An 18,662-nucleotide genomic window follows, 5' to 3' on the forward strand; every position below is an offset into this window, starting at 1 on the left:
GTCACGCTAGCGGGCGGCTCCCGGCGGAGCCGGGTCCAGCTCCCACACGGTGGTGTGCTTCACCCGTACGCTCTCCAGCGCCTCCGGCACCGGCACGTCGTACCCGGCCAGCTCGTGGAACCGCTCGCGGGGCAGGAACGCCCGGCCCGGGTCGCCGACCAGCACCCGGGCCCCGGACCGGGCGGCCCGGAGCAGGAAACGCAGCATCCGGCGGGCCATCGCCTCGCTGTAGAACACGTCGCCGGCCAGCACCACCTCGGCGTCCCCGGCGTCGCCGTCGAGGATGTCGCCGAGTTCGGCGTCGACGCGTACCCCGTTGGCCTCGGCGTTGAGCGCGACGGCCGCGACCGCGCGCTCGTCCACCTCGACGGCCCGGACGGCGGTGGCACCGGCGCGGGCGGCGGCGATGGCGACCAGGCCGGAGCCGGAGGCGAGGTCGAGCACCCGCCGTCCGGTGACCAGCTCGGGGTGGTCGGTGACGTAGCGGGCGAGCGCCTGCCCACCGGCCCAGGCGAAGGCCCAGAACGGCGGTGGTTGGGCGCTGCGGAACTGACCCTCGGTCAGCTCCCAGAGGCCGATCGGCTCGTCGGCCTGGTGCAGCCGCACCTCGGGGACGAAGGCGACCGGGGCGAGTCGGGCGTGCAGCCGGACGAAGGCCGCGGACAGGTCGGACACGGGGGTGATTCTGTCGTACGCCCCGGGGCCGGGATCAGTCGAGCTGGGCCGGTTCCAGCCCCAGCTCCCGGGCGGCGACGAGGCGGATCCACTCGGCGATCTGCCGCCGGGTGATCACCCGCTCGTGCACCGCGAGCTGCACCGCCAGGCCGTCCATCACCGCGCTGATCCGCCACGCCGCGCCCGCCGGGTCCGGGCAGTCGAACGTGCCGTCGGCCACCCCGTCGGAGATCACCTTGGCGAGGTCCTGCCGCCACCGCAGGTCCAGCCGGCGGGAGAGCTTTTCCAGCTCGGGGGTACGCAGCGACTCCGCCCAGCCGTCGATCCACATGGACCACGAGGTCGACCGGCCGGTCGGGGCGTAGAGGCGCAGCATCCGGCGCAGCTTCGCCAGTGGCGGGGCGGAGGAGCGGACCACCGTGTCGAGCCGGGTCAGGTCCTGTTCGACGGCGTACTCGAACGCCTGCGCGAGCAGTCGGTCCTTGGTGGCGAAGTGGTAGAAGACCAGGGCTTGGCTGACCCCGGCGGCCTCCGCCACGTCGACGGTGCGGGTGTTGGCGAGTCCGCGTTCCGCGATCACGTCACAGGCCGTGCGAAGCAGGGCATCCAGGCGGATTTCGGCGGCGCGTCTCGTCACGTCCGTTACCGTAACCCATCGATGTGACCACGGGGAGTTACCGGGGCGGCAGGTCGGGCGGGTGTCGGTCGCAAGCCGGACACTTCTCGTTTGGCGTGTCGGTACGCCCGCCCCCGCCGGGCTCGGAAGATCCCACCCAGGCTCCTAGGAAGCTCTACGCGAAGTCGGACGGCATCTCCCGGACGCGCCCGAAACGACACCCCGATTTGGCAACCGTTCCCGGCCTCGGCTAAAGTTCTCATCCGTCACCGGGAAACACCGGGGACACGCGGACGTAGCGCAGCTGGTAGCGCATCACCTTGCCAAGGTGAGGGTCGCGGGTTCGAATCCCGTCGTCCGCTCGGAGATGCCGCCGCCACGCATGTCGGGGGCAACCTCGGTGGAGTGGCCGAGAGGCGAGGCAACGGCCTGCAAAGCCGTGTACACGGGTTCAAATCCCGTCTCCACCTCGGCAGTAGACGAGGGCGATTGGCGCAGTGGGAGCGCGCTTCCTTGACACGGAAGAGGTCACTGGTTCAAACCCAGTATCGCCCACCAGCTCGATGAGCAGAAGGCTCGTCACCGGACACCGGTGGCGAGCCTTCCTGTTTCTCCGAGGCGCGTCTCGGCGGTTTCTCCCGGGCCCGTCGGCCACCGCTCACCCCGACGCGGTCAACAAGGCCTCCGCGACCGCCGTCCGGCTGCTCATCAGCGACCGGCCGTTCCGGTGTGTCACCACCAGGCCGGCCGCGCGCAGCGCGGTGAGATGCTGCGAGACGCCGGCCGGGGAGAGGCCCGTCCGCCGGGCCAGCTCGGTGGTCGACCGGGGCGCGTCCAGCGCCGCGAGTAGCCGCGCCCGCCCTCGACCGAGTACGGCGCCCAGCGCGTCCGGCGCGGCCGGTGGGCAGGCCCACAGCGCGCCGAGCCCCCGGGCGGGGTACGCCAGCTGCGGCACGTCCCCGGCGGCGATGCTGAGCACGGACGGCCAGACGAATACCGACGGCACCAGCACCAGCCCGCTGCCGTCGGGCACATCCGGAGCCGTGCAGTGCCGCTGGCTGATCAGCAGGGCGTCGCCCTCCCAGCGGACCCGCTCGTGCAGGTCGTTGAGGAGTCCGGCCGCGCCGTCCTCGGCCAGCCGGCGGGCCCGCCGGAACACCTCCGCGTCGAGCAGGGCCCGGATCCGGGGCCAGTCGCCGGCGAGGGCCAGCCGCCAGTACGCCTCGATCTCCTCGGTGAGCCGGCGCAGCCCGTCCTCGGGGTCGGCGTAGAGAGCGGACAGGGCCGGTGGTCGAGGGTCGGGATAGAGGTCCAGGTGGGCGCGGACGGTCCCGGGTGGGGTGGCGCGCAGGGCGGCGAGCTCCTGCCCCAGGTCGGGGGCCAGCCCGGCGGGCGGCGGGGTGAGGAAGTCCGCCAGGTACCCGGGCGCCGGCGGGACGAGGTGCCAGAGCAGGCCGTGGTCCGGGCCGACCAGGTTCGCCTCGGCCAGGCGTGGCCGGACCCGGTTCACCCAGGGCAGGTGGACCGCGTGCTGGCCGGCGTCGCGGAGCACCCGCACGCTGGCGACCGTCTCCCAGAGGCAGGACAACGCGAACCGGACCCGTGCCACGGCACCCGCCGACAGGCCGATCGCGACCACACCGCCTCCCTCGTTTCAGCCGGGACTGAAACATTACGACGATCGCCGGCGTGGACCCAGACTGGCCGGGTGAACGATCACCACAGTCTTGCCCTGCGCTTCCGTTCCCTGCACGTCCCCGGCGAACCGCTGGTCCTGGTCAACGCCTGGGACGCCGCGAGCGCCCGGATCGTCGCCGCCGCCGGCGCCCGCGCGGTCGCCACCACCAGCGCCGGCGTGGCCTGGAGCCTCGGTGTGCCGGACGGCGACGCCCTCGGCCGCGACACCGCCGTCGACCTGGTGCGCCGGGTCGTCGCGGCGGTTCCGCTACCGGTCACCGCCGACATCGAGTCCGGGTACGGCGGCACCGCCGACGAGGTCGCCGAGAGCGTCGCGGCGGTGGTCGCGGCCGGTGCCGTCGGCGTCAACGTCGAGGACGCCCGGCATGACGGGGCGACCCCGCTGCGGGAGGTCGACGATCAGTGCGACCGCCTGGCAGCCGTCCGTTCCGCCGCGGACCGGGCCGGGATCCCGCTGTTCGTCAACGCGCGCGTCGACACGTTCCTGCGTGGCGTCGGGGGCGTCGCGGAGACGGTGGCGCGGGCCCGGGCGTACCTGGCGGCCGGCGCCGACGGGGTGTTCGTGCCCGGAGTGGTCGACCCCGGCACGCTGGCCGCGCTGGTCGAGGCGATCCCGGCGCCGCTGAACGTCCTGGCCGGTCCGGGCGCCCCGGCCGTGGCCGAGCTGGCGAAGATCGGGGTGGCCCGGGTCAGCCTCGGCTCCTCCGTCGCCGAGGCCGCCTACGCGGTGGCCCACCGGGCCGCCGTGGAGGCGTTCGCCGCCGGGACGTACGCCGCCCTGGCCGACACCCTCGACTACGGCACGCTCAACGAGCTGATGCGCGGCTGACCCGCCACCCGTACGGGGTGCCGGCCACGGCCGGCACCCCCGGGCCCGTCCTGCCCGCGACCGGTCAGCTCCGCCGACCACGGGTGCCCGCGTGTCACAGCGGCGGCGCCACGTCTCGAGGCTCCTCGACCCGCCGGTACTCCACCGGCTCGGCCGTGGTGACCACCTCCCGGCGGCGGCGGCCCCAGATCAGCGCGGTCATGATCAGGCCGAGCACGCCGGCCGCCATCAGGATCCAGCCGACGACGTCCAGGCTGACCCCGCCGATGTCGGCGTCCAGCGCGAAGGTGAGGATCGCGCCGACCGCGATCAGGAAGATGCTGGTTCCGATTCCCACGACAGCCTCCTTCGGGGGACGGGTTGTGCTGTCGGTGGGAGTCAGTACCCCGACGGCGACCAGCGCAATCACGCCGTGGTCGGTCCGAGCGGCACCCGCGGGTGGGGGCACCCGCACGGCGATCTTGTCATCGGGTACAGTTCTACCCGTCGCCGACGAAGGCCGGCGGCACGCGGACGTAGCGCAGCTGGTAGCGCATCACCTTGCCAAGGTGAGGGTCGCGGGTTCGAATCCCGTCGTCCGCTCGCGATCTGCCCCTCGGGGGCCGACCGCCGCCGGTGTTCCGACCCGGCGGGCGCTCGGGCGATTGGCGCAGTGGGAGCGCGCTTCCTTGACACGGAAGAGGTCACTGGTTCAAACCCAGTATCGCCCACCAGAAATACGTACCCCGCACCGACGCGTGGCGCGAGCGGTCCGGACGTCCGGTCCAAGATCTGCAGGAACGCCGCTGGCCGGCACCCCGGGTTGCGGGGTGCCGGCCAGCGATGTTCATGTGGTTCGTGTTCTGTGGTTGTCAGCTGTTCCAGTGCTGGGCGACCAGGTCGGCGGCCTGCTGCTCCCACTGGGCGTAGGCATCCGGGTACGCCGACACCTGCACCGTCTGGGCGGCCTTGGTCAGCGGCATGTCCTGCCACCCGTCAACCTGCTTCAGACCCTTCAGGAACGCCGTCGTCGAGTACTCCGGATCGGTGATCTGCTCCGGCGAACCCCAACCCGAGCTCGGGCGCTGCTGGAACAGACCCAGCGAGTCATGATCGTTCTTGTCGCCGAGGTGGCCCAGGTTCTCCAGCTTCGACTCCTGCAGGCTCGTGGCGATCGACACCACCGCGGCCCGCTCCGGCATCCCGGCCTTCTTCGTCGCCGCGATGATCGCCTTCACGTTGCCGGTCTGCTCGTCGTTCAGACCGATCCTCGACTGCGCGCCCTGCACACCGTGCGGGATCAGCTTGCCGCTGTCCGGCTTGTCGGCCTGTACGACGGCCGGGTTGGCGTGCACCGGCTCAGCGGCGTGAGCCGCGATCGGACCAGCGAACACACCACCGGTGAAAGCCAGACCAGCAACACCAAGAACGCTCTTACGCAGCATCGTGTTCATGACAAGCTCCATTCGGGGGTTGGCGCACACCCGCCGACAAGAGGGGAGACGGCAATTTCCGTGTGCGCAAGCACCGTCAGGCGCTCAAAAGAGAAGGGGGAAAGTCTTCGACCGGAACGCTCACGGGGCGAGGGGGATCGCCTCTTCGCGGCGCCGGGACCATGTACAACGACCGACCACCCGGCGTCATTCCCGGGATCGGCCCACCCGCCGACGCGGGCGGCCATCACCCCCGGGGTTTGGGGGGCTCCTCGGTCGTGCAGCCCTGTACAACGACCCCCGCCCGTCGGCCATTCCGGCCGCAGGATGCCGCCGCCCACTCCCGAACCGGACATCCAGCACAAAACGTGGCGCCGGGTGGACGCGGAACTCCGTGATCCACTCCATGTGCCGCAAACGGTGGTCACCGGCCCCGCCGAGACCACCACATGCCGCACACGGAGTCGATCAAGACCTAGTGGAGGCGGACGGGCTCAGAAGCCCGACATCCGGCACCCGCCGGCACCGCCACATACCCGCACAGGAGGTCGACCAAGGCCCCGTCGAGGCCCGGGCGGGCCGGACCGCGAAGAGCTCCAGCCACGACCGGACCCAAGGCGACCCACTCCATGTGCCGCAAACGGTGGTCACCGGCCCCGCTGAGACCACCACATGCCGCACACGGAGTCGATCAAGGCCGGATCGCGAGGCAGGCAGGCTCGGAAGGGGGCGGCGTCCGGCCCCGTCGAGATCGCCGTATGCCGTGCACGGAGTCGATCAAGGGCGGGGTGGGTGCGGCGGGGGACAGGGGGCTTCTGCCCTCGGCAGATCCGCTCAACGTGAACGTGGCTCGTCGGTGAGGGCGGTAACGGGCAGGGTGGGGCGTATGAGACTGCTGGTGCTGGGTGGGACGGGGTTCGTCGGTGGGGCCGTGGTGTCCGAGGCGGTACGCCGTGACTGGTCGGTGACGGTGTTCAACCGGGGGCTGCACGGCGACGCGCCGGCGGGCGTACGCCAGTTGCGGGGGACAGGACGGCGCCGGACGGGCTGGCGGCGCTCTCCGGCGGTGCGTGGGACGTGGTGGTGGACACCTGGGACGGCGCGCCCCGGGCGGTGCGGAACGCGGCGCGGGCCCTGGCCGGTTCGGTGGGGCACTACGGCTACGTCTCCAGCTGCTCGGTCTACGCCCAGCCCGTGGAGCCGGGCTCGGCCGAGGACGCGCCGGTCGTCGAGGCGTCGGCCGACGCGGTGGACGGCGACTATCCACAGCTCAAGGCGGGCGGGGAGCGGGCGGCGGTGGAGGTCTTCGGCGAGCGGGCGCTGCTGGCCCGCGCCGGGCTGATCCTCGGGCCGGGCGAGGACATCGGGCGGCTGCCGTGGTGGTTGCGGCGGATCGCCCGGGGCGGCGAGGTGCTGGCCCCGGGGCCGCGGGACCTTCCGGTGCAGTACATCGACGCACGGGACCTGGCGAGCTGGCTGCTGGACCGGTGTGCCGAGGGCGCTGGCGGGGCGTACAACGTGGTGGGGCGCACCGGGCACACGACGATGGGTGAGCTGCTCGACGCGGCAGTCGCGGTCACCGGCGCGGACGCGGCGCTGCGCTGGACGGATCCGGGACCGATCCTGGCCGCGGGGGTCGTGCCCTGGAACGACCTGCCGATCTGGATCCCGCCGGGGCACGAGTTCCGCTGGATGCAGGACCTCGACGTCGAGCGGGCGTACGCGTCGGGGCTGGTCTGCCGGCCGGCGGCCGAGACGGTCGCCGACACCTGGTGCTGGCTGGGCGAGGTGGGTCAGGTGCCGCCCCGCGCCGGCCGGCCGGCCCGGGCCCCGCTGGGGCTCGACCCGGAACGCGAGGCGGACCTGCTGGCCGGTGTCGCCCGGCCGGCCTGACCGTCTCGGACCGGGGCGCGGGCGGCGTGTGGGCGGCGTGGGCTCAGGCCGGCGCGACCGGCACGTCGAGCACCTCCTCGACCGGGCGGCGCGGGGTGGTGCTGCCCGGCTGGCCGTATCCGATCCGCATTCCCATCTGCGGGGTGCCGAACCGGCCCAGGGACAGCCGCAGCGCCTCCCGCGCCCCGGACACCTCGATCGGCTGGGAGATCATCGACACGGCCAGCCCGGCGTCGGTGGCGGTCAGCAGCACCCGTTGCAGGGCCTGACCAGCGATGATCTGGTCGGCGGCCGTGTTCCCGGCCGACCCCAGCACCGCGACCAGCGGCTCCGGTTCGAAGTCCCGCCCCGGCCCCCGGTTACGCCCCCCGAAGCCGCGCTGCGGCAGCAGGTCCTGCGGCTCGCTCGGCGGGCCGCCGGCGGCGGTCGGCACGCCGTCGGGGCAGGGCTCGGAGCGGATCCAGGCGGTCCGCTCGGCGACGTACGCGGGGTCGCGTTCGAGGACCCGGTGGGCGCTGCGGGCGATCTCGGCGAACGCGTTGACCGCGCCGGTGCCGATCAGCAGCTCCAGCCAGCACTCCTCGGCCCGGGCGGCCTCGACGAGCCGCCACCGGGCGTCGGCGGGGACCGGGTCGGGCCAGAACGGGGCGCGGTTGCTGAACCGGCGGCCGATCGCCGCGTACAGGCTCTGCTCGGTGGGGGTGGGGCGGCGCGGCACGTCCGGTTCCAGCCGGGCCACCACGTTCGGGTCGGCGGGGTACGGCCGGAGCCGGACCCGGGCCGGGGTGCCCGCCACGGCGAGCGCCAGCCGCAGGTTGAACAGGGCCGCCCCGCAGGCGATCCGGGCGCCCCAGCCGCTCGGGTCGGTGGCGGCCAGCCCGCGCAGCGGGTCGACGGACACCTCGATCCCGCCGTCGCGCAGCCGGAACCGCCACGGCTGGGTGTTGTGCAGGGACGGTGCCCGGACGGCGTCTGCGGCGGCGGCCGTAAGCTGCTCGACGGTGAAGCCGGTGGTCATGGTGCTGCTCCTTCCGTGGCAGGCCGTGCCGCCTCCTGGTCGGCTCCCCTCTACGGTGCGTCAACCAGGGGTTACCCGAGCAGGGCCCAAGGTCCTCATCTTGTGGGGACCGTCTACCCGCCGCGGCGGCGCGGTCGGGACCTTCGGCCCGTGCACGATCGTGGGGCGCCGGGGTAGAAAGGACGGATGATCCGGGTGTTCCTGCTCGACGACCACGAGGTCGTCCGTCGTGGCCTTGCCGACCTGCTCACCAGCAGCGGCGACATCGAGGTGGTCGGTGAGTCCGGCTCCGCCCAGGAGGCGGCCCGCCGCATTCCGGCGCTCCGCCCCGACGTGGCGATCCTCGACGCCCGGCTGCCCGACGGCAACGGCATCGACGTGTGCCGGGACATCCGGGCCCTGGACTCCTCGATCAAGGGCCTGATCCTCACCTCGTACGAGGACGACGAGGCGCTCTTCGCCGCGATCATGGCCGGTGCCGCCGGGTACGTGCTCAAGCAGATCCGGGGCACCGACCTGGTCGACGCGGTCCGCCGGGTGGCGGCCGGGCAGTCCCTGCTCGATCCGGCGATCACCACCCGGGTGCTGGAGCGGATCCGCAGCGGCGTCGAGCAGCCGCGTGAGCTGAAGTCGCTCACCGAGCAGGAGCGGCGGATCCTGGAGTACGTGGCCGAGGGGCTCACCAACCGGGAGATCGCCGGCAAGATGTTCCTCGCCGAGAAGACCGTGAAGAACTACGTCTCCAGTGTGCTGGCCAAGCTCGGCCTGGAGCGTCGTACGCAGGCGGCGGTGCTGGCCACCCGGCTGCTCGGCCAGCGGCACTGAGGCGTCGCCGGCCACGGGCCGGGCTGCCGTGCCCGGCCCGGCCGGTCAGTCGCGCAGCGGGACGCTCCAGCGCACCTCGGTGCCGTGCGGGGCCACCCGGCTCAACTGGAAGTCACCACCGAGGCGTTCGGCCCGCTCGCGCAGGTTCACCAGGCCGCTGCGGGCCGCCTCCGGGTCGCAGCCGACCCCGTCGTCGGTGACCGTCACCGTCACCCAGCCGGCGTCGACCTGTACCGTCACCGACACCCGGTCGGCCTGCGCGTGGCGTACGGCGTTGGACAGCGCCTCGCGCAGCACGGCGGTGAGCTCGGGACGCAGCTCGTTCGGGACGGCGCTGTCGATCGGGCCGACCAGGTCCAGGCGGGGCCGGTAGCCCAACGACTCGGCGGCCACCTCGATCGCCTCGCGGATCTCGGTACGCAGCGCGGCGCTCATCGGTGTGCGCAGCTCGAAGATGGTCCGCCGGATGTCCCGGATGGTGGCGTCCAGGTCGTCGACGGCCTGGTTGATCCGCTTGGCCACCTCGGGGCGCGCGTTCATCGCCCCGCTCTGCAACTGCAGGCCGGTGGCGAAGAGCCGCTGGATCACCACGTCGTGCAGGTCGCGGGCGATCCGCTCGCGGTCCTCCAGGACCACCAGCAGCTCCCGCTCCTCCTGGCCCCGGGCCCGCTCCATGGCCAGCGCGGCCTGGCCGGCGAAGCTGTTGAGCAGCGCGGCGTCGTCCTCGCCGCTGGGCGCGCGGTCGGGTCGGTGGGCGATCACCAGGACACCGTGCAGGGTGTCGCCCGCGGCCAGGGGGGAGACCACGGCCGGGCCGGCGACCACCGGGCGGGGCCAGGACGCGGCCTCGGCGAGGTTGTCCAGCGACTCGTGTCGGCCCTCGGTGACCGAACCGCCGAAGGTGGTCTCGGCGGCCGGCAGCACCGCGCCGACCAGCGCTGCCGCGGTCTCGTCGGCGCCGTCGACCACCTCGACGGTGAACTGGCCCTCGTCCTCGTCGTAGAGCAGCACCAGCGCCAGCTCCGCCTCGGCGACCTCCCGGGCCCGCCGGGCCACCAGGGTCAGCGCGTCGGTCCGCCGGACCTCGCCGAGCAGCACCGAGGTGATCTCGGCGGTGGCGGCCAGCCAGCGTTCCCGCCGGTGCGCCAGCGCGTAGAGGCGGGCGTTCTCGATCGCCACGCCGGCCGCGGCGGCCAGCGCCACCACGATCTCCTCGTCGTCCTCGGTGAACTCGGCCGCGCCCTGCTTTTCGGCGAGGTAGAGGTTGCCGAAGACGTGGTCGCGGATGCGGACGGGCACGCCGAGGAAGCTGTGCATCGGGGGGTGGTGCGGCGGGAAGCCGTACGACTTGGGGTGCCGGGTGATGTCCGGCATGCGCAGCGGCCGCGGATCGTCGATGAGCAGGCCGAGCACTCCCCGGCCGTGCGGCAGCTCACCGATTTTCGCGTGCAGTTCCTCGCCGATGCCGTGGATGACGAAGTCGTGCAGCATCCGGTCGGCCCCGATCACGCCGAGCGCGCCGTACTTCGCCCCGACCAGCTCGCACGCCGACTGCACGATCCGCTGTAGCGTGCTGCGCAGGTCGAGGTCGGAGCCGATGCCCACCACCGCGTCGAGCAGGGCGCGTAGCCGCTCCCGGCTGGTGACCACCTCACCGACCCGGTCCAGCATCTCCTGGAGCAGCTCGTCGAGCCGCACCCGGGACAGCGGGGTCAGCCCCAGGGACGGGGTGACGTGCTCGTGCCGGGGATTCGGTGCGCTGGCCACCGACCGATGCTATCGCCCGGTGGCGGCCGGAGACGAGTCGCTACCGGTCCCCGCCGTGCGCCGCGGAGGTGTCGACGATCTCCTCGGTGGCCAGGCGCGGGGTGTGCGGGGGCCCGGCGTGTGCCGGGTCCTGTAGCCCCAACCGCAGCGTCAGGTACGGGTAGCCGAGCCCGGCCAGCAGTCGGCGCACGGTCAGCCGGGTGCCTTCCAGCTCGACCACGCCGCTGAGCGGCACCACGGAGACCCCGAGCCGGGTGGCGGTCAGCCAGGCGGACGAGAGCCCCTCTCCGGCCCGCAGCCAGTTGTCCGGCTCGTCCTCGGTGCCCCAGAGGATCCCGTAGCGGGCGGCCTGGTCGTGCCCGGGGCCGACCGGCAGGGTGCCGGGACGGCCGAAGTCCCGGCCCGGCACGGTGGTCTGCGGGGCCTGCTCGGGCAGCACCTCGGGTGGCAGCCCGGTGCCGGTGCCGGCCCGGCTGGTCCAGTACTCCAGTTCCTCGCGGGTCTGCGGGTCCTCGGCCGCGACCGTGCCGGCCTGCGAGGCCGCGGCGGCCAGATCCATCACCTGGTCCGGGTCGAGGATCTGGAGCCGTACGTCGTCCGCGTGGGCCGCCGCGACGATCTCGTCGAGGGCCGCGCCGGGCAGTGGCTCGTCGCTCACCGGGCGGCGGTCGGTGTGCCGGACCTGCATGCACTGCACGAGGCGCATCGCGTCCGGGTCCGCCCCGGTGTGCCGGAACCCGGTGAGCCGGGCGAGGAGTTCCGGCTGGCCCGGGTCGGGCATCCGCTCCACGACCGCCGTCCAGCCCTGGGCGGCCAGCGCCACGCACGCGTGGTGCAGCGCCGCGCCGCAGCTCAGCGTCACCAGCCGGCCCTCCGGGTCGGTGGCGCTGATCCGCAGGTCCCGCGCCATCCGCAGCTCCAGCGCGTCGGGGAGGACCTTCCAGCGCCACGGCTGGGTGTTGTGCACCGAGGGGGCACGACCGGACGTCGCGGCGGCCTCCGCGAGCGCGGTGGTCAGCGGGCGGCCGGTAGCCGGCGTCTCGTGGCTCATCGTCACGACCTTTCCGTTTTCCCCATCGTGCCGCACCCGGCCGTGTCCGGGTGGCGGTGCCTCCCCATCCTCTGCCACGCGGCGTCCGGTCACCCGGTGCGCCGGGCCTGCCGTGTTCGGGCCGTTGGACCCGTGCGGATTACCCGGGATGCCCTGCCCGGCAACGCGCCCCGCTGAGACGATCCGCACGTGGATGCGGAACCGCGCGAGTGCGTACCCGAGCGGCCGGTGCGGCAGCGCCGGCTGGACTGGCGGGAGTGGGCGCCGATCACCCTGCTCACCCTGGCGGTGCTGGTCGGCGCCGGGTTGTGGCTCGCCGGGCAGCGCGGCGCGGCCGACCTGGTCTGGGCGGCGGTGACCCTGGTGGCGCTGCTGCCGGCCGGCTGGACCACCGTGCGGCAGCTGTGGCGCCGGCAGTTCGGGGTGGACGTGATCGCCGTGCTGGCGCTGGTCGGCGCGCTGCTGGTCCGGGAGTACCTGGCCGGCGCGGTGATCGCCGTGATGGTCGCCACCGGGCAGGGGCTGGAGGACTACGCGCAGCGCCGCGCCAGCCGGGACCTGCGGGCGCTGCTGGAACGCGCTCCCCGGCAGGCCCGGCGGCGCGCCCCGGACGGTGGCATCGAGGTGGTGCCGCTGGACCAGGTGGCGGTGGGGGACCGGCTGGTGGTCGGTCCCGGCGACGTGGTGCCGGTGGACGGGACCGTCGAGGAGCCCGCGACGCTGGACGAGTCGGTGGTCACCGGCGAGTCGCAGCTGGTGACCCGCGGCGCGGGCGAGCAGGTGGCCAGCGGGGTGGTCAACGCCGGCGCGGGCTTCGGCATGCGGGCCCGCAAGAGCGCGGCGGAGAGCACGTACGCCGGGATCGTCCGGCTCGCCGAGGAGGCGACCGCGCGCAAGGCCCCGATGGTGCGGCTGGCCGACCGGTACGCCGCCGCGTTCGTGCCGTTCACCCTGCTGGTGGCCGGGGTGGCCTGGGCGGTCTCCGGCGAGTTCCTGCGGGCGGTGGCGGTGCTGGTGGTGGCCACCCCCTGCCCGCTGCTGCTGGCCACCCCGATCGCCATCGTCTCCGGGCTGTCCCGGGTGGCCCGGCGCGGGGTGCTGGTCCGCGACGGCGGGTCGCTGGAGCTGCTCGGCCGCGCCCGTACCCTGCTGATGGACAAGACCGGCACGCTCACCGCCGGCCGGCCGCGCGCCGCCCAGACGGTGGTCGCGCCCGGTGGCGACCGGGACGAGGTGCTGCGGCTGGCCGCCTCCGTCGAGCAGCTCTCCCCGCACGTGCTGGCCGCCGCCCTGGTCCGCCAGGCCCGCGCGCAGGGGCTGCCCCTGAGCGAGCCGGCGGACGTCACGGAGGAGCCGGGGCGCGGGGTCACCGGCCGGGTGGACGGCCGGCTGGTGCGGGTGGGCCAGCTCGACGGCGAGCCCCCCGAGTGGGCGCACCGGGTACGCGAGCGCGCCGAACTGGCCGGCCGCTCCACCGTCTGGGTCAGCGACGACCGTGGCCCGCTCGGCGCGATCCTGCTGGAGGACCCGGTACGCCCCGACGCCCGGCGTACCGTGCGGCGGCTCCGCGAGAGCGGGCTGGATCGCCTGGTCATGGTCACCGGCGACCGGCCGCGTACGGCCCGGCAGGTCGCGCAGACGGTCGGCGTGGACGACGTGTGGGCCCAGTGCTCGCCGCAGCAGAAGGTCGCCCGGGTGCAGGAGGAGTCGGGTCGGGCGGTGACCGTGATGGTCGGCGACGGGGTCAACGACGCGCCGGCGCTGGCCCAGGCGCACGTCGGGGTGGCGATGGGGGCCACCGGGGCGACCGCCTCCGCTGACGTGGCCGACGCGGTGCTCACCGTGGACCGGCTGGACCGGCTCGCCGACGCCGTCGAGATCGCCCGGTACGCCCGCCGTATCGCGGTGCAGAGCGCCACCGTCGGGATGGGGCTGGCCGTGGTCGCGATGGTGGCCGCCGCCGTGGGAAAACTGCCCCCGGTCGCCGGCGCGTTCCTCCAGGAGGGCATCGACGTGCTGGTGATCGTGAACGCGCTGCGTGCCCTGCGGGGCGGCCTGCGCCACCGGGACGTCCCGCCGCGGACCCGGGAGCTCATCGACCGGTACGCGGGCGAGCACGACGTCGTCCGTGAGGTGCTGAACCGGCTGCGCGACACCGCCGACCTGGTGGCGACCCGTCCGGACGACCCGGAGTGCGTGCCGGCGCTGCGGGAGGCGCACCGCCGGCTGGTTGACGAGGTGCTGCCGCACGAGGCGGCCGAGGAACGGCACCTGTACCCGGCGCTGGCCGACCCGTTGGGCAGCGTTGAGGCGACCTCGACGATGAGCCGGGCGCACGTGGAGATCGCCCGGCTGGTGGACCGGATCGGTGGGCACCTGGCGCAGCACCCGGACGGCCGGTTGCGCCGCGATGAGGTGCCCGACCTGCTCGCTGCCCTGTACGGCCTGGACGCGGTGCTGCGGCTGCACCTGGCGCAGGAGGAGGAGGACTACTTCTCGCTCAACCCGGAGGCGGGACAGGAATCCTCCGGCCGGTGACCGGCCCGTGTGTCGCGGCCACAGCGTCACGCGTTGGGCTGCGGGCTCAGCGTTCCCGGACCACCGCGACGGGGCAGTGCGAGTGGTGGATGAGCTGCTGGCTGACCGAGCCGAGCAGCATGCCGCGCAGCCCGCCCCGGCCCCGGCTGCCGACCACCACGAGCTGCGCCTCGCGGCTCGCCTCGACCAGCAGCGCCGCCGGGTTGCCCGGGGGCACCTGGACCTCGATCGGCACGTCCGGGAATGTCTCCCGCCACTGGGCCACGTCCTGTTCGACCGCTGTCCGCTCCGCGGCCTCCGGGTCGGAGTCGGGCGGCACCCGTCGCTCCCCGGACGGTCCCCAGGCCCGCAGCACCCGTAGCGGGACGTCCCGCTGGGCGGCCCGCTCGACGGCGAAGCCGAGGGCCAGCAGCGAGGATTCGGAGCCGTCCACGCCGACCACCACCGGCCCGGAGGTGGCCGCCTGCCCGTCGCGTACCACGATCACCGGGCAGTGCGCGTGGGCGGCGACGGAGACCGCGGTGGAGCCGGCGAGCAGGCCGCCGAAACCGCCTTGCCCCCGGGTGCCGAGCACCACCATCCCGGCCTCGGCCGAGCGTTCCTGCAACACCAGGGCGGGCGGTCCGTCGAGGACCTCGCCGTGCACGGTGAGGCCGGGCCGGTCGGCCGCGGCGGACTCCGCGGCCGACCGGACCAGCTCCTCGACCTGCTGCCGGGCGGTCTCGTCCGGCCAGATCCCCGGCGTGACCCCGGGGCCGACCCAGCCGGCAACCGTCAGCCACTCGAAGACGTACGCCAGCCGGACCGGTCGGCCCGAGCGGCCCGCCTCGTCCAGCGCCCAGTTCAGGGCCACCTTCGCGTCGGTCGAGCCGTCGTAGCCGACCAGGATCATCTCGGAACTCACCGTGTCTCCTTCCGCTCCGCGACGCCGTTCACCGGCCGTTCCGCAGGCCCTGCTCGGTCTCGCGGATCCACCGCCACTCGGCGACCCGGGGGTCGTCCTCGCCGTACCGGCGGGTGTAGTCGCGGCAGGACTGCCGGACGTCGATCATTTCCTGGCGCAGGTGCGCGGCGCGCGAGGCGAGCCCCGGCACCCGGTCGATGACGTCGATGACCAGGTGGAAACGGTCCAGGTCGTTGAGCATCACCATGTCGAAGGGCGTGGTGGTGGTGCCCTCCTCCTTGTAACCGCGCACGTGCAGGTTGTCGTGGTTGGCCCGGCGGTAGGTGAGCCGGTGGATCAGCCACGGGTAGCCGTGGTAGGCGAAGATGATCGGCTTGTCGCGGGTGAAGATGGTGTCGAACTCGTTGTCCGGCAGGCCGTGCGGGTGCTCCGACGGTGGCTGTAGGCGCATCAGGTCGACCACGTTGACCACCCGGACCTTCAGCTCGGGCAGGTGCTGGCGGAGCAGGTCGGCCGCGGCCAGGGTCTCCAGCGTCGGCACGTCGCCGGCGCAGGCGAGCACCACGTCCGGCTCGCTGCCGTCGTCGTTGCTGGCCCAGTCCCAGATGCCCAGGCCACGGCGGGCATGCTGGATCGCCTCGTCCATGGTGAGCCAGTTCGGCGCGGGCTGTTTCCCGGCCACCACCACGTTGATGTAGTGCCGGCTGCGCAGGCAGTGGTCCATGGTGGAGAGCAGGGTGTTGGCGTCCGGTGGCAGATAGACCCGGACCACCTCGGCCTTCTTGTTGACCACGTGGTCGATGAAGCCCGGGTCCTGGTGCGAGAAGCCGTTGTGGTCCTGCCGCCACACGTGGCTGGAGAGCAGGTAGTTCAGCGAGGCCACCGGTGCGCGCCAGGGGATGCGCCGGGTCACCTTGAGCCACTTGGCGTGCTGGTTGACCATCGAGTCGACGATGTGGATGAACGCCTCGTAGCTGGTGAAGATGCCGTGCCGGCCGGTCAGCAGATAGCCCTCCAGCCAGCCCTGGCACAGGTGCTCCGACAGCACCTCCATCACCCGTCCACCGGGGGAGAGGTGGTCGTCGCCGGGGACCGTGTCGCCGACGAACGCGCGGTCGGTGACCTCGAAGGCGGCGCCGAGCCGGTTCGAGGCGACCTCGTCGGGCCCGAACAGGCGGAAGGTCTGCGGGTTGCGGCTGATCACGTCGCGGACCCACGGGCCGAGCGCGCCGCTCGCCCCGGCGATCGGTTCGCCGGGTTGCTGGACGTCGACCGCGTAGTCGCGGAAGTCGGGCAGATCCAGGTCGCGGAGCAGCCGCCCGCCGTTGGCCACCGGGTTGGCGCTCATCCGCCGGTCGCCCCTGGGCGGCAGGGCGGCCAGCTCGGCGACGGGGGCGCCGGTGGCGTCGAAGAGTTCCTCCGGCTGGTAGCTGCGCAGCCAGCGCTCCAGCTCGGCCAGGTGCTCGGGGTTGGTCCGCACCTGGTCGACGGGCACCTGGTGGGCGCGGAAGGTCCCCTCGACCGGCTTGCCGTCGACCTCCTTCGGGCCGGTCCAGCCCTTCGGCGTACGCAGGATGATCATGGGCCATCTGGGGCGCTCGACGGGGCCGCCGGAGCGGGCCCGGCGCTGGATCGCGGCGATCTCGTCGAGCGCCCGGTTCATGGTCGCGGCGAGGCTCTGGTGGACCACGGCCGGGTCGTCGCCCTCGACGACGTACGGCTGGTGGCCGTAGCCGCGCATGAGTTCGAGCAGTTCCTCGGTGGGGATCCGGTCCAGGACGGTGGGGTTGGCGATCTTGTAGCCGTTGAGGTGCAGGATGGGTAGCACCGCGCCGTCCCGGGCCGGGTTGAGGAACACGTTGGACAGCCAGCTCCCGGCCAGCGGGCCGGTCTCCGCCTCGCCGTCCCCGATCACGCAGGCGACCAGCAGGTCCGGGTTGTCGAACGCGGCACCGTAGGCGTGGCTGAGCGCGTAGCCCAGCTCGCCGCCCTCATGGATCGAGCCGGGCACCTCCGGCGCCACATGGCTGGGGATGCCACCGGGGAAGGAGAACTGGCGGAACAGCCGGGCCAGACCGGTCTCGTCGCGGGTCACCGAGTGGTAGAGCTCGCTGTACGTACCCTCCAACCAGGTGTTCGCCACCAGCGCGGGACCGCCGTGGCCCGGGCCGGTGACGAAGATGGCGGACAGGTCCCGGTCGACGATGACCCGGTTGAGGTGCGCGTAGATCAGGTTGAGGCCGGGGCTGGTGCCCCAGTGCCCCAGCAGCCGCGGCTTGACGTGCTCCGGCCTGAGCGGTTCGCGCAGTAGGGGGTTGTCGAGCAGGTAGATCTGCCCGACGGTGAGGTAGTTGGCCGCCCGCCAGTAGGCGTCGAGCCGGCGCAGCTCGTCTTCGGTCAGGGGGCTGTGCAGGTCGAGAGCGGTGTCCATGCTGCATTAGCCTCTCGCGCGTCGGGGACTTCTGCCACCCGAGGGCGGATTTCCGTCCGGGCATGTCCAGCGTCGCCCGGTCGCCGCGAGTCTGGTCAGGGCCGTTGGTCCCGGAACGTGCGAGCGTCATCAATCCTCCACGCCCGTGGGGCCGAGTCCACGAACGACGATCACCGGTGCCGGCGAGTGGTAGAGCAGCGTCTGGCTGACCGCGCCCAGCATCCCCCGCAGTGGTTCCTCGCCCCGGGCCGCGACCACGGCGAGCTGCGCCGAGCGGGACTGGTCGACCAGGACGGTGCCCGGATCGCCGTGCAGCGTGTGGCACTCGGCGGCGACGGCGGGATGCCTTGCGCCATGTCGGGCCACCGCCTCGGCGAGCAGGTCGCCACCGTCGTCGTGGCGGCCGGGCTCGATGACCCGGATCGCGAGCAGCCGGGACCCGTGCCGCTCCGCGCAGTCGAAGGCGTAACCGAGGGCCGTGTCGCCGGCCTCCGACCCGTCCACGCCGACCAGCACCGGCCCCTGCGGCGCCGGCTCGGCCCGGCCCACCAGCACCGGGCAGCCGGCCCGGGCGGCGAGTTGCACGGCCGGGGCGTCGGACGGTACGCAGGTCGGGCAGTTGGCGATCCCGCCGTCACCGAGCGCCACCAGGTACGCCGAATCGGAGGCCCGGAGCAGCGCCTCGACCGGGGAGCCCTCGACGATCTTGCCGTGTACCGGGACCTCCGGCTCGACCTCGGCGGCTGCCCGTTCGGCGCGTTCCAGCAGCTCCTCGGCGGCGGCGCGCGGCCCGGCCACCGAGGGCTCCGCGAGGGCCGCCGCCCAGTTGAAGGCGTGCAGCAGGTGCAGCGGACGATCGTGCGCGGCGGCCTCGCCGGCGGCCGTGCGGACCACCTGGAGGTCCTCCTCCGAGTCGCCGACACCGACCACCACCGCGTCGAGGGTGGGCGTGGCCATCCCGCCTCACCTCCCGACCGCGCTCTCTCACCCACCGTAGTCGGGGGC

At 73.6% G+C, this 18,662-nt stretch carries 14 protein-coding genes, 5 tRNA genes and 1 pseudogene; 9 read left to right on the forward strand and 11 right to left on the reverse strand.

The window, feature by feature from the left end:
• Window positions 1-6: 6 nt before the first annotated feature.
• Window positions 7-675 carry a class I SAM-dependent methyltransferase gene (locus tag GA0070604_RS08060; protein ID WP_091116728.1) on the reverse strand — a complete coding sequence of 223 codons (669 nt, stop codon included), beginning with the start codon at window positions 673-675 and terminating at the stop codon, window positions 7-9.
• 34 nt (window positions 676-709) lie between these two features.
• Window positions 710-1,312, reverse strand: a complete 603-nt coding sequence (locus tag GA0070604_RS08065) for a TetR/AcrR family transcriptional regulator (protein ID WP_091116731.1) — start codon at window positions 1,310-1,312, stop codon at window positions 710-712.
• 268 nt (window positions 1,313-1,580) lie between these two features.
• On the opposite strand from GA0070604_RS08065, the gene GA0070604_RS08070 reads away from it, so the two are divergent.
• The 3 genes from GA0070604_RS08070 to GA0070604_RS08080 all read left to right on the forward strand — a co-directional run bounded on the left by GA0070604_RS08070 (window position 1,581) and on the right by GA0070604_RS08080 (window position 1,849).
• Window positions 1,581-1,653: transfer RNA gene (locus GA0070604_RS08070), tRNA-Gly, on the forward strand.
• Between the two features lie 37 nt (window positions 1,654-1,690).
• Window positions 1,691-1,761: transfer RNA gene (locus tag GA0070604_RS08075), tRNA-Cys, on the forward strand.
• 13 nt (window positions 1,762-1,774) lie between these two features.
• Window positions 1,775-1,849 (forward strand) — tRNA-Val (locus GA0070604_RS08080).
• Window positions 1,850-1,949: 100 nt separating this feature from the next.
• Here GA0070604_RS08080 and GA0070604_RS08085 read toward each other — a convergent pair.
• Entirely contained in the window at window positions 1,950-2,930 is a 981-nt protein-coding gene (locus tag GA0070604_RS08085; RefSeq protein ID WP_208601986.1) for an ArsR/SmtB family transcription factor, read from the reverse strand.
• 69 nt (window positions 2,931-2,999) lie between these two features.
• Between GA0070604_RS08085 and GA0070604_RS08090 the strand changes: the two genes are divergently transcribed.
• Complete coding sequence (locus tag GA0070604_RS08090) at window positions 3,000-3,818, forward strand: isocitrate lyase/PEP mutase family protein (protein WP_091116735.1); 819 nt, start codon at window positions 3,000-3,002, stop codon at window positions 3,816-3,818.
• Between the two features lie 94 nt (window positions 3,819-3,912).
• Here the strand turns inward: GA0070604_RS08090 and GA0070604_RS08095 are convergent, their stop codons facing one another.
• Window positions 3,913-4,155, reverse strand: a complete 243-nt coding sequence (locus GA0070604_RS08095) for a DUF6458 family protein (protein WP_091126968.1) — start codon at window positions 4,153-4,155, stop codon at window positions 3,913-3,915.
• 172 nt (window positions 4,156-4,327) lie between these two features.
• Between GA0070604_RS08095 and GA0070604_RS08100 the strand changes: the two genes are divergently transcribed.
• A tRNA-Gly gene (locus GA0070604_RS08100) sits at window positions 4,328-4,400 on the forward strand.
• 56 nt (window positions 4,401-4,456) lie between these two features.
• A tRNA-Val gene (locus GA0070604_RS08105) sits at window positions 4,457-4,531 on the forward strand.
• A gap of 138 nt (window positions 4,532-4,669) precedes the next feature.
• On the opposite strand, the gene GA0070604_RS08110 is transcribed toward GA0070604_RS08105, so the two are convergent.
• On the reverse strand, window positions 4,670-5,251 hold the full coding sequence (locus tag GA0070604_RS08110; protein WP_091116739.1) for a hypothetical protein: 582 nt from the start codon (window positions 5,249-5,251) through the stop codon (window positions 4,670-4,672).
• Between the two features lie 865 nt (window positions 5,252-6,116).
• Between GA0070604_RS08110 and GA0070604_RS08115 the strand changes: the two are divergent.
• Window positions 6,117-7,123 (forward strand): annotated as a pseudogene (locus tag GA0070604_RS08115) (NAD-dependent epimerase/dehydratase family protein).
• Window positions 7,124-7,166: 43 nt separating this feature from the next.
• On the opposite strand, the gene GA0070604_RS08120 reads toward GA0070604_RS08115, so the two are convergent.
• Window positions 7,167-8,141 carry an Acg family FMN-binding oxidoreductase gene (locus GA0070604_RS08120; protein ID WP_091116743.1) on the reverse strand — a complete coding sequence of 325 codons (975 nt, stop codon included), beginning with the start codon at window positions 8,139-8,141 and terminating at the stop codon, window positions 7,167-7,169.
• A 186-nt stretch (window positions 8,142-8,327) separates the two neighbouring features.
• Here GA0070604_RS08120 and GA0070604_RS08125 point away from each other — a divergent pair, with 186 nt between their 5' ends.
• A complete protein-coding gene (locus tag GA0070604_RS08125; protein WP_091116747.1) occupies window positions 8,328-8,966 on the forward strand; it encodes a response regulator in 639 nt (212 codons plus the stop codon).
• A gap of 45 nt (window positions 8,967-9,011) precedes the next feature.
• Here the strand turns inward: GA0070604_RS08125 and GA0070604_RS08130 are convergent, their stop codons facing one another.
• The gene (locus GA0070604_RS08130) at window positions 9,012-10,682 is read right to left on the reverse strand and encodes a GAF domain-containing sensor histidine kinase (protein ID WP_208602238.1); all 1,671 of its coding nucleotides are present in this window, start codon (window positions 10,680-10,682) and stop codon (window positions 9,012-9,014) included.
• A 91-nt stretch (window positions 10,683-10,773) separates the two neighbouring features.
• Complete coding sequence (locus GA0070604_RS08135) at window positions 10,774-11,784, reverse strand: Acg family FMN-binding oxidoreductase (RefSeq protein ID WP_091116754.1); 1,011 nt, start codon at window positions 11,782-11,784, stop codon at window positions 10,774-10,776.
• Between the two features lie 189 nt (window positions 11,785-11,973).
• Here GA0070604_RS08135 and GA0070604_RS08140 point away from each other — a divergent pair, with 189 nt between their 5' ends.
• Window positions 11,974-14,322 carry a heavy metal translocating P-type ATPase gene (locus GA0070604_RS08140; protein ID WP_091116757.1) on the forward strand — a complete coding sequence of 783 codons (2,349 nt, stop codon included), beginning with the start codon at window positions 11,974-11,976 and terminating at the stop codon, window positions 14,320-14,322.
• A 46-nt stretch (window positions 14,323-14,368) separates the two neighbouring features.
• Here GA0070604_RS08140 and GA0070604_RS08145 read toward each other — a convergent pair whose 3' ends face one another.
• From GA0070604_RS08145 to GA0070604_RS08155, 3 genes are all read right to left on the reverse strand, one after another.
• Window positions 14,369-15,226, reverse strand: a complete 858-nt coding sequence (locus GA0070604_RS08145; RefSeq protein WP_091116762.1) for a universal stress protein — start codon at window positions 15,224-15,226, stop codon at window positions 14,369-14,371.
• A 28-nt stretch (window positions 15,227-15,254) separates the two neighbouring features.
• Window positions 15,255-17,657, reverse strand: a complete 2,403-nt coding sequence (locus tag GA0070604_RS08150; protein WP_091116765.1) for a phosphoketolase family protein — start codon at window positions 17,655-17,657, stop codon at window positions 15,255-15,257.
• Between the two features lie 129 nt (window positions 17,658-17,786).
• Complete coding sequence (locus GA0070604_RS08155; protein ID WP_091116769.1) at window positions 17,787-18,614, reverse strand: universal stress protein; 828 nt, start codon at window positions 18,612-18,614, stop codon at window positions 17,787-17,789.
• Window positions 18,615-18,662: the final 48 nt, after the last annotated feature.

Source organism: Micromonospora eburnea (assembly GCF_900090225.1).
GTDB classification, from domain to species: Bacteria; Actinomycetota; Actinomycetes; order Mycobacteriales; family Micromonosporaceae; genus Micromonospora; species Micromonospora eburnea.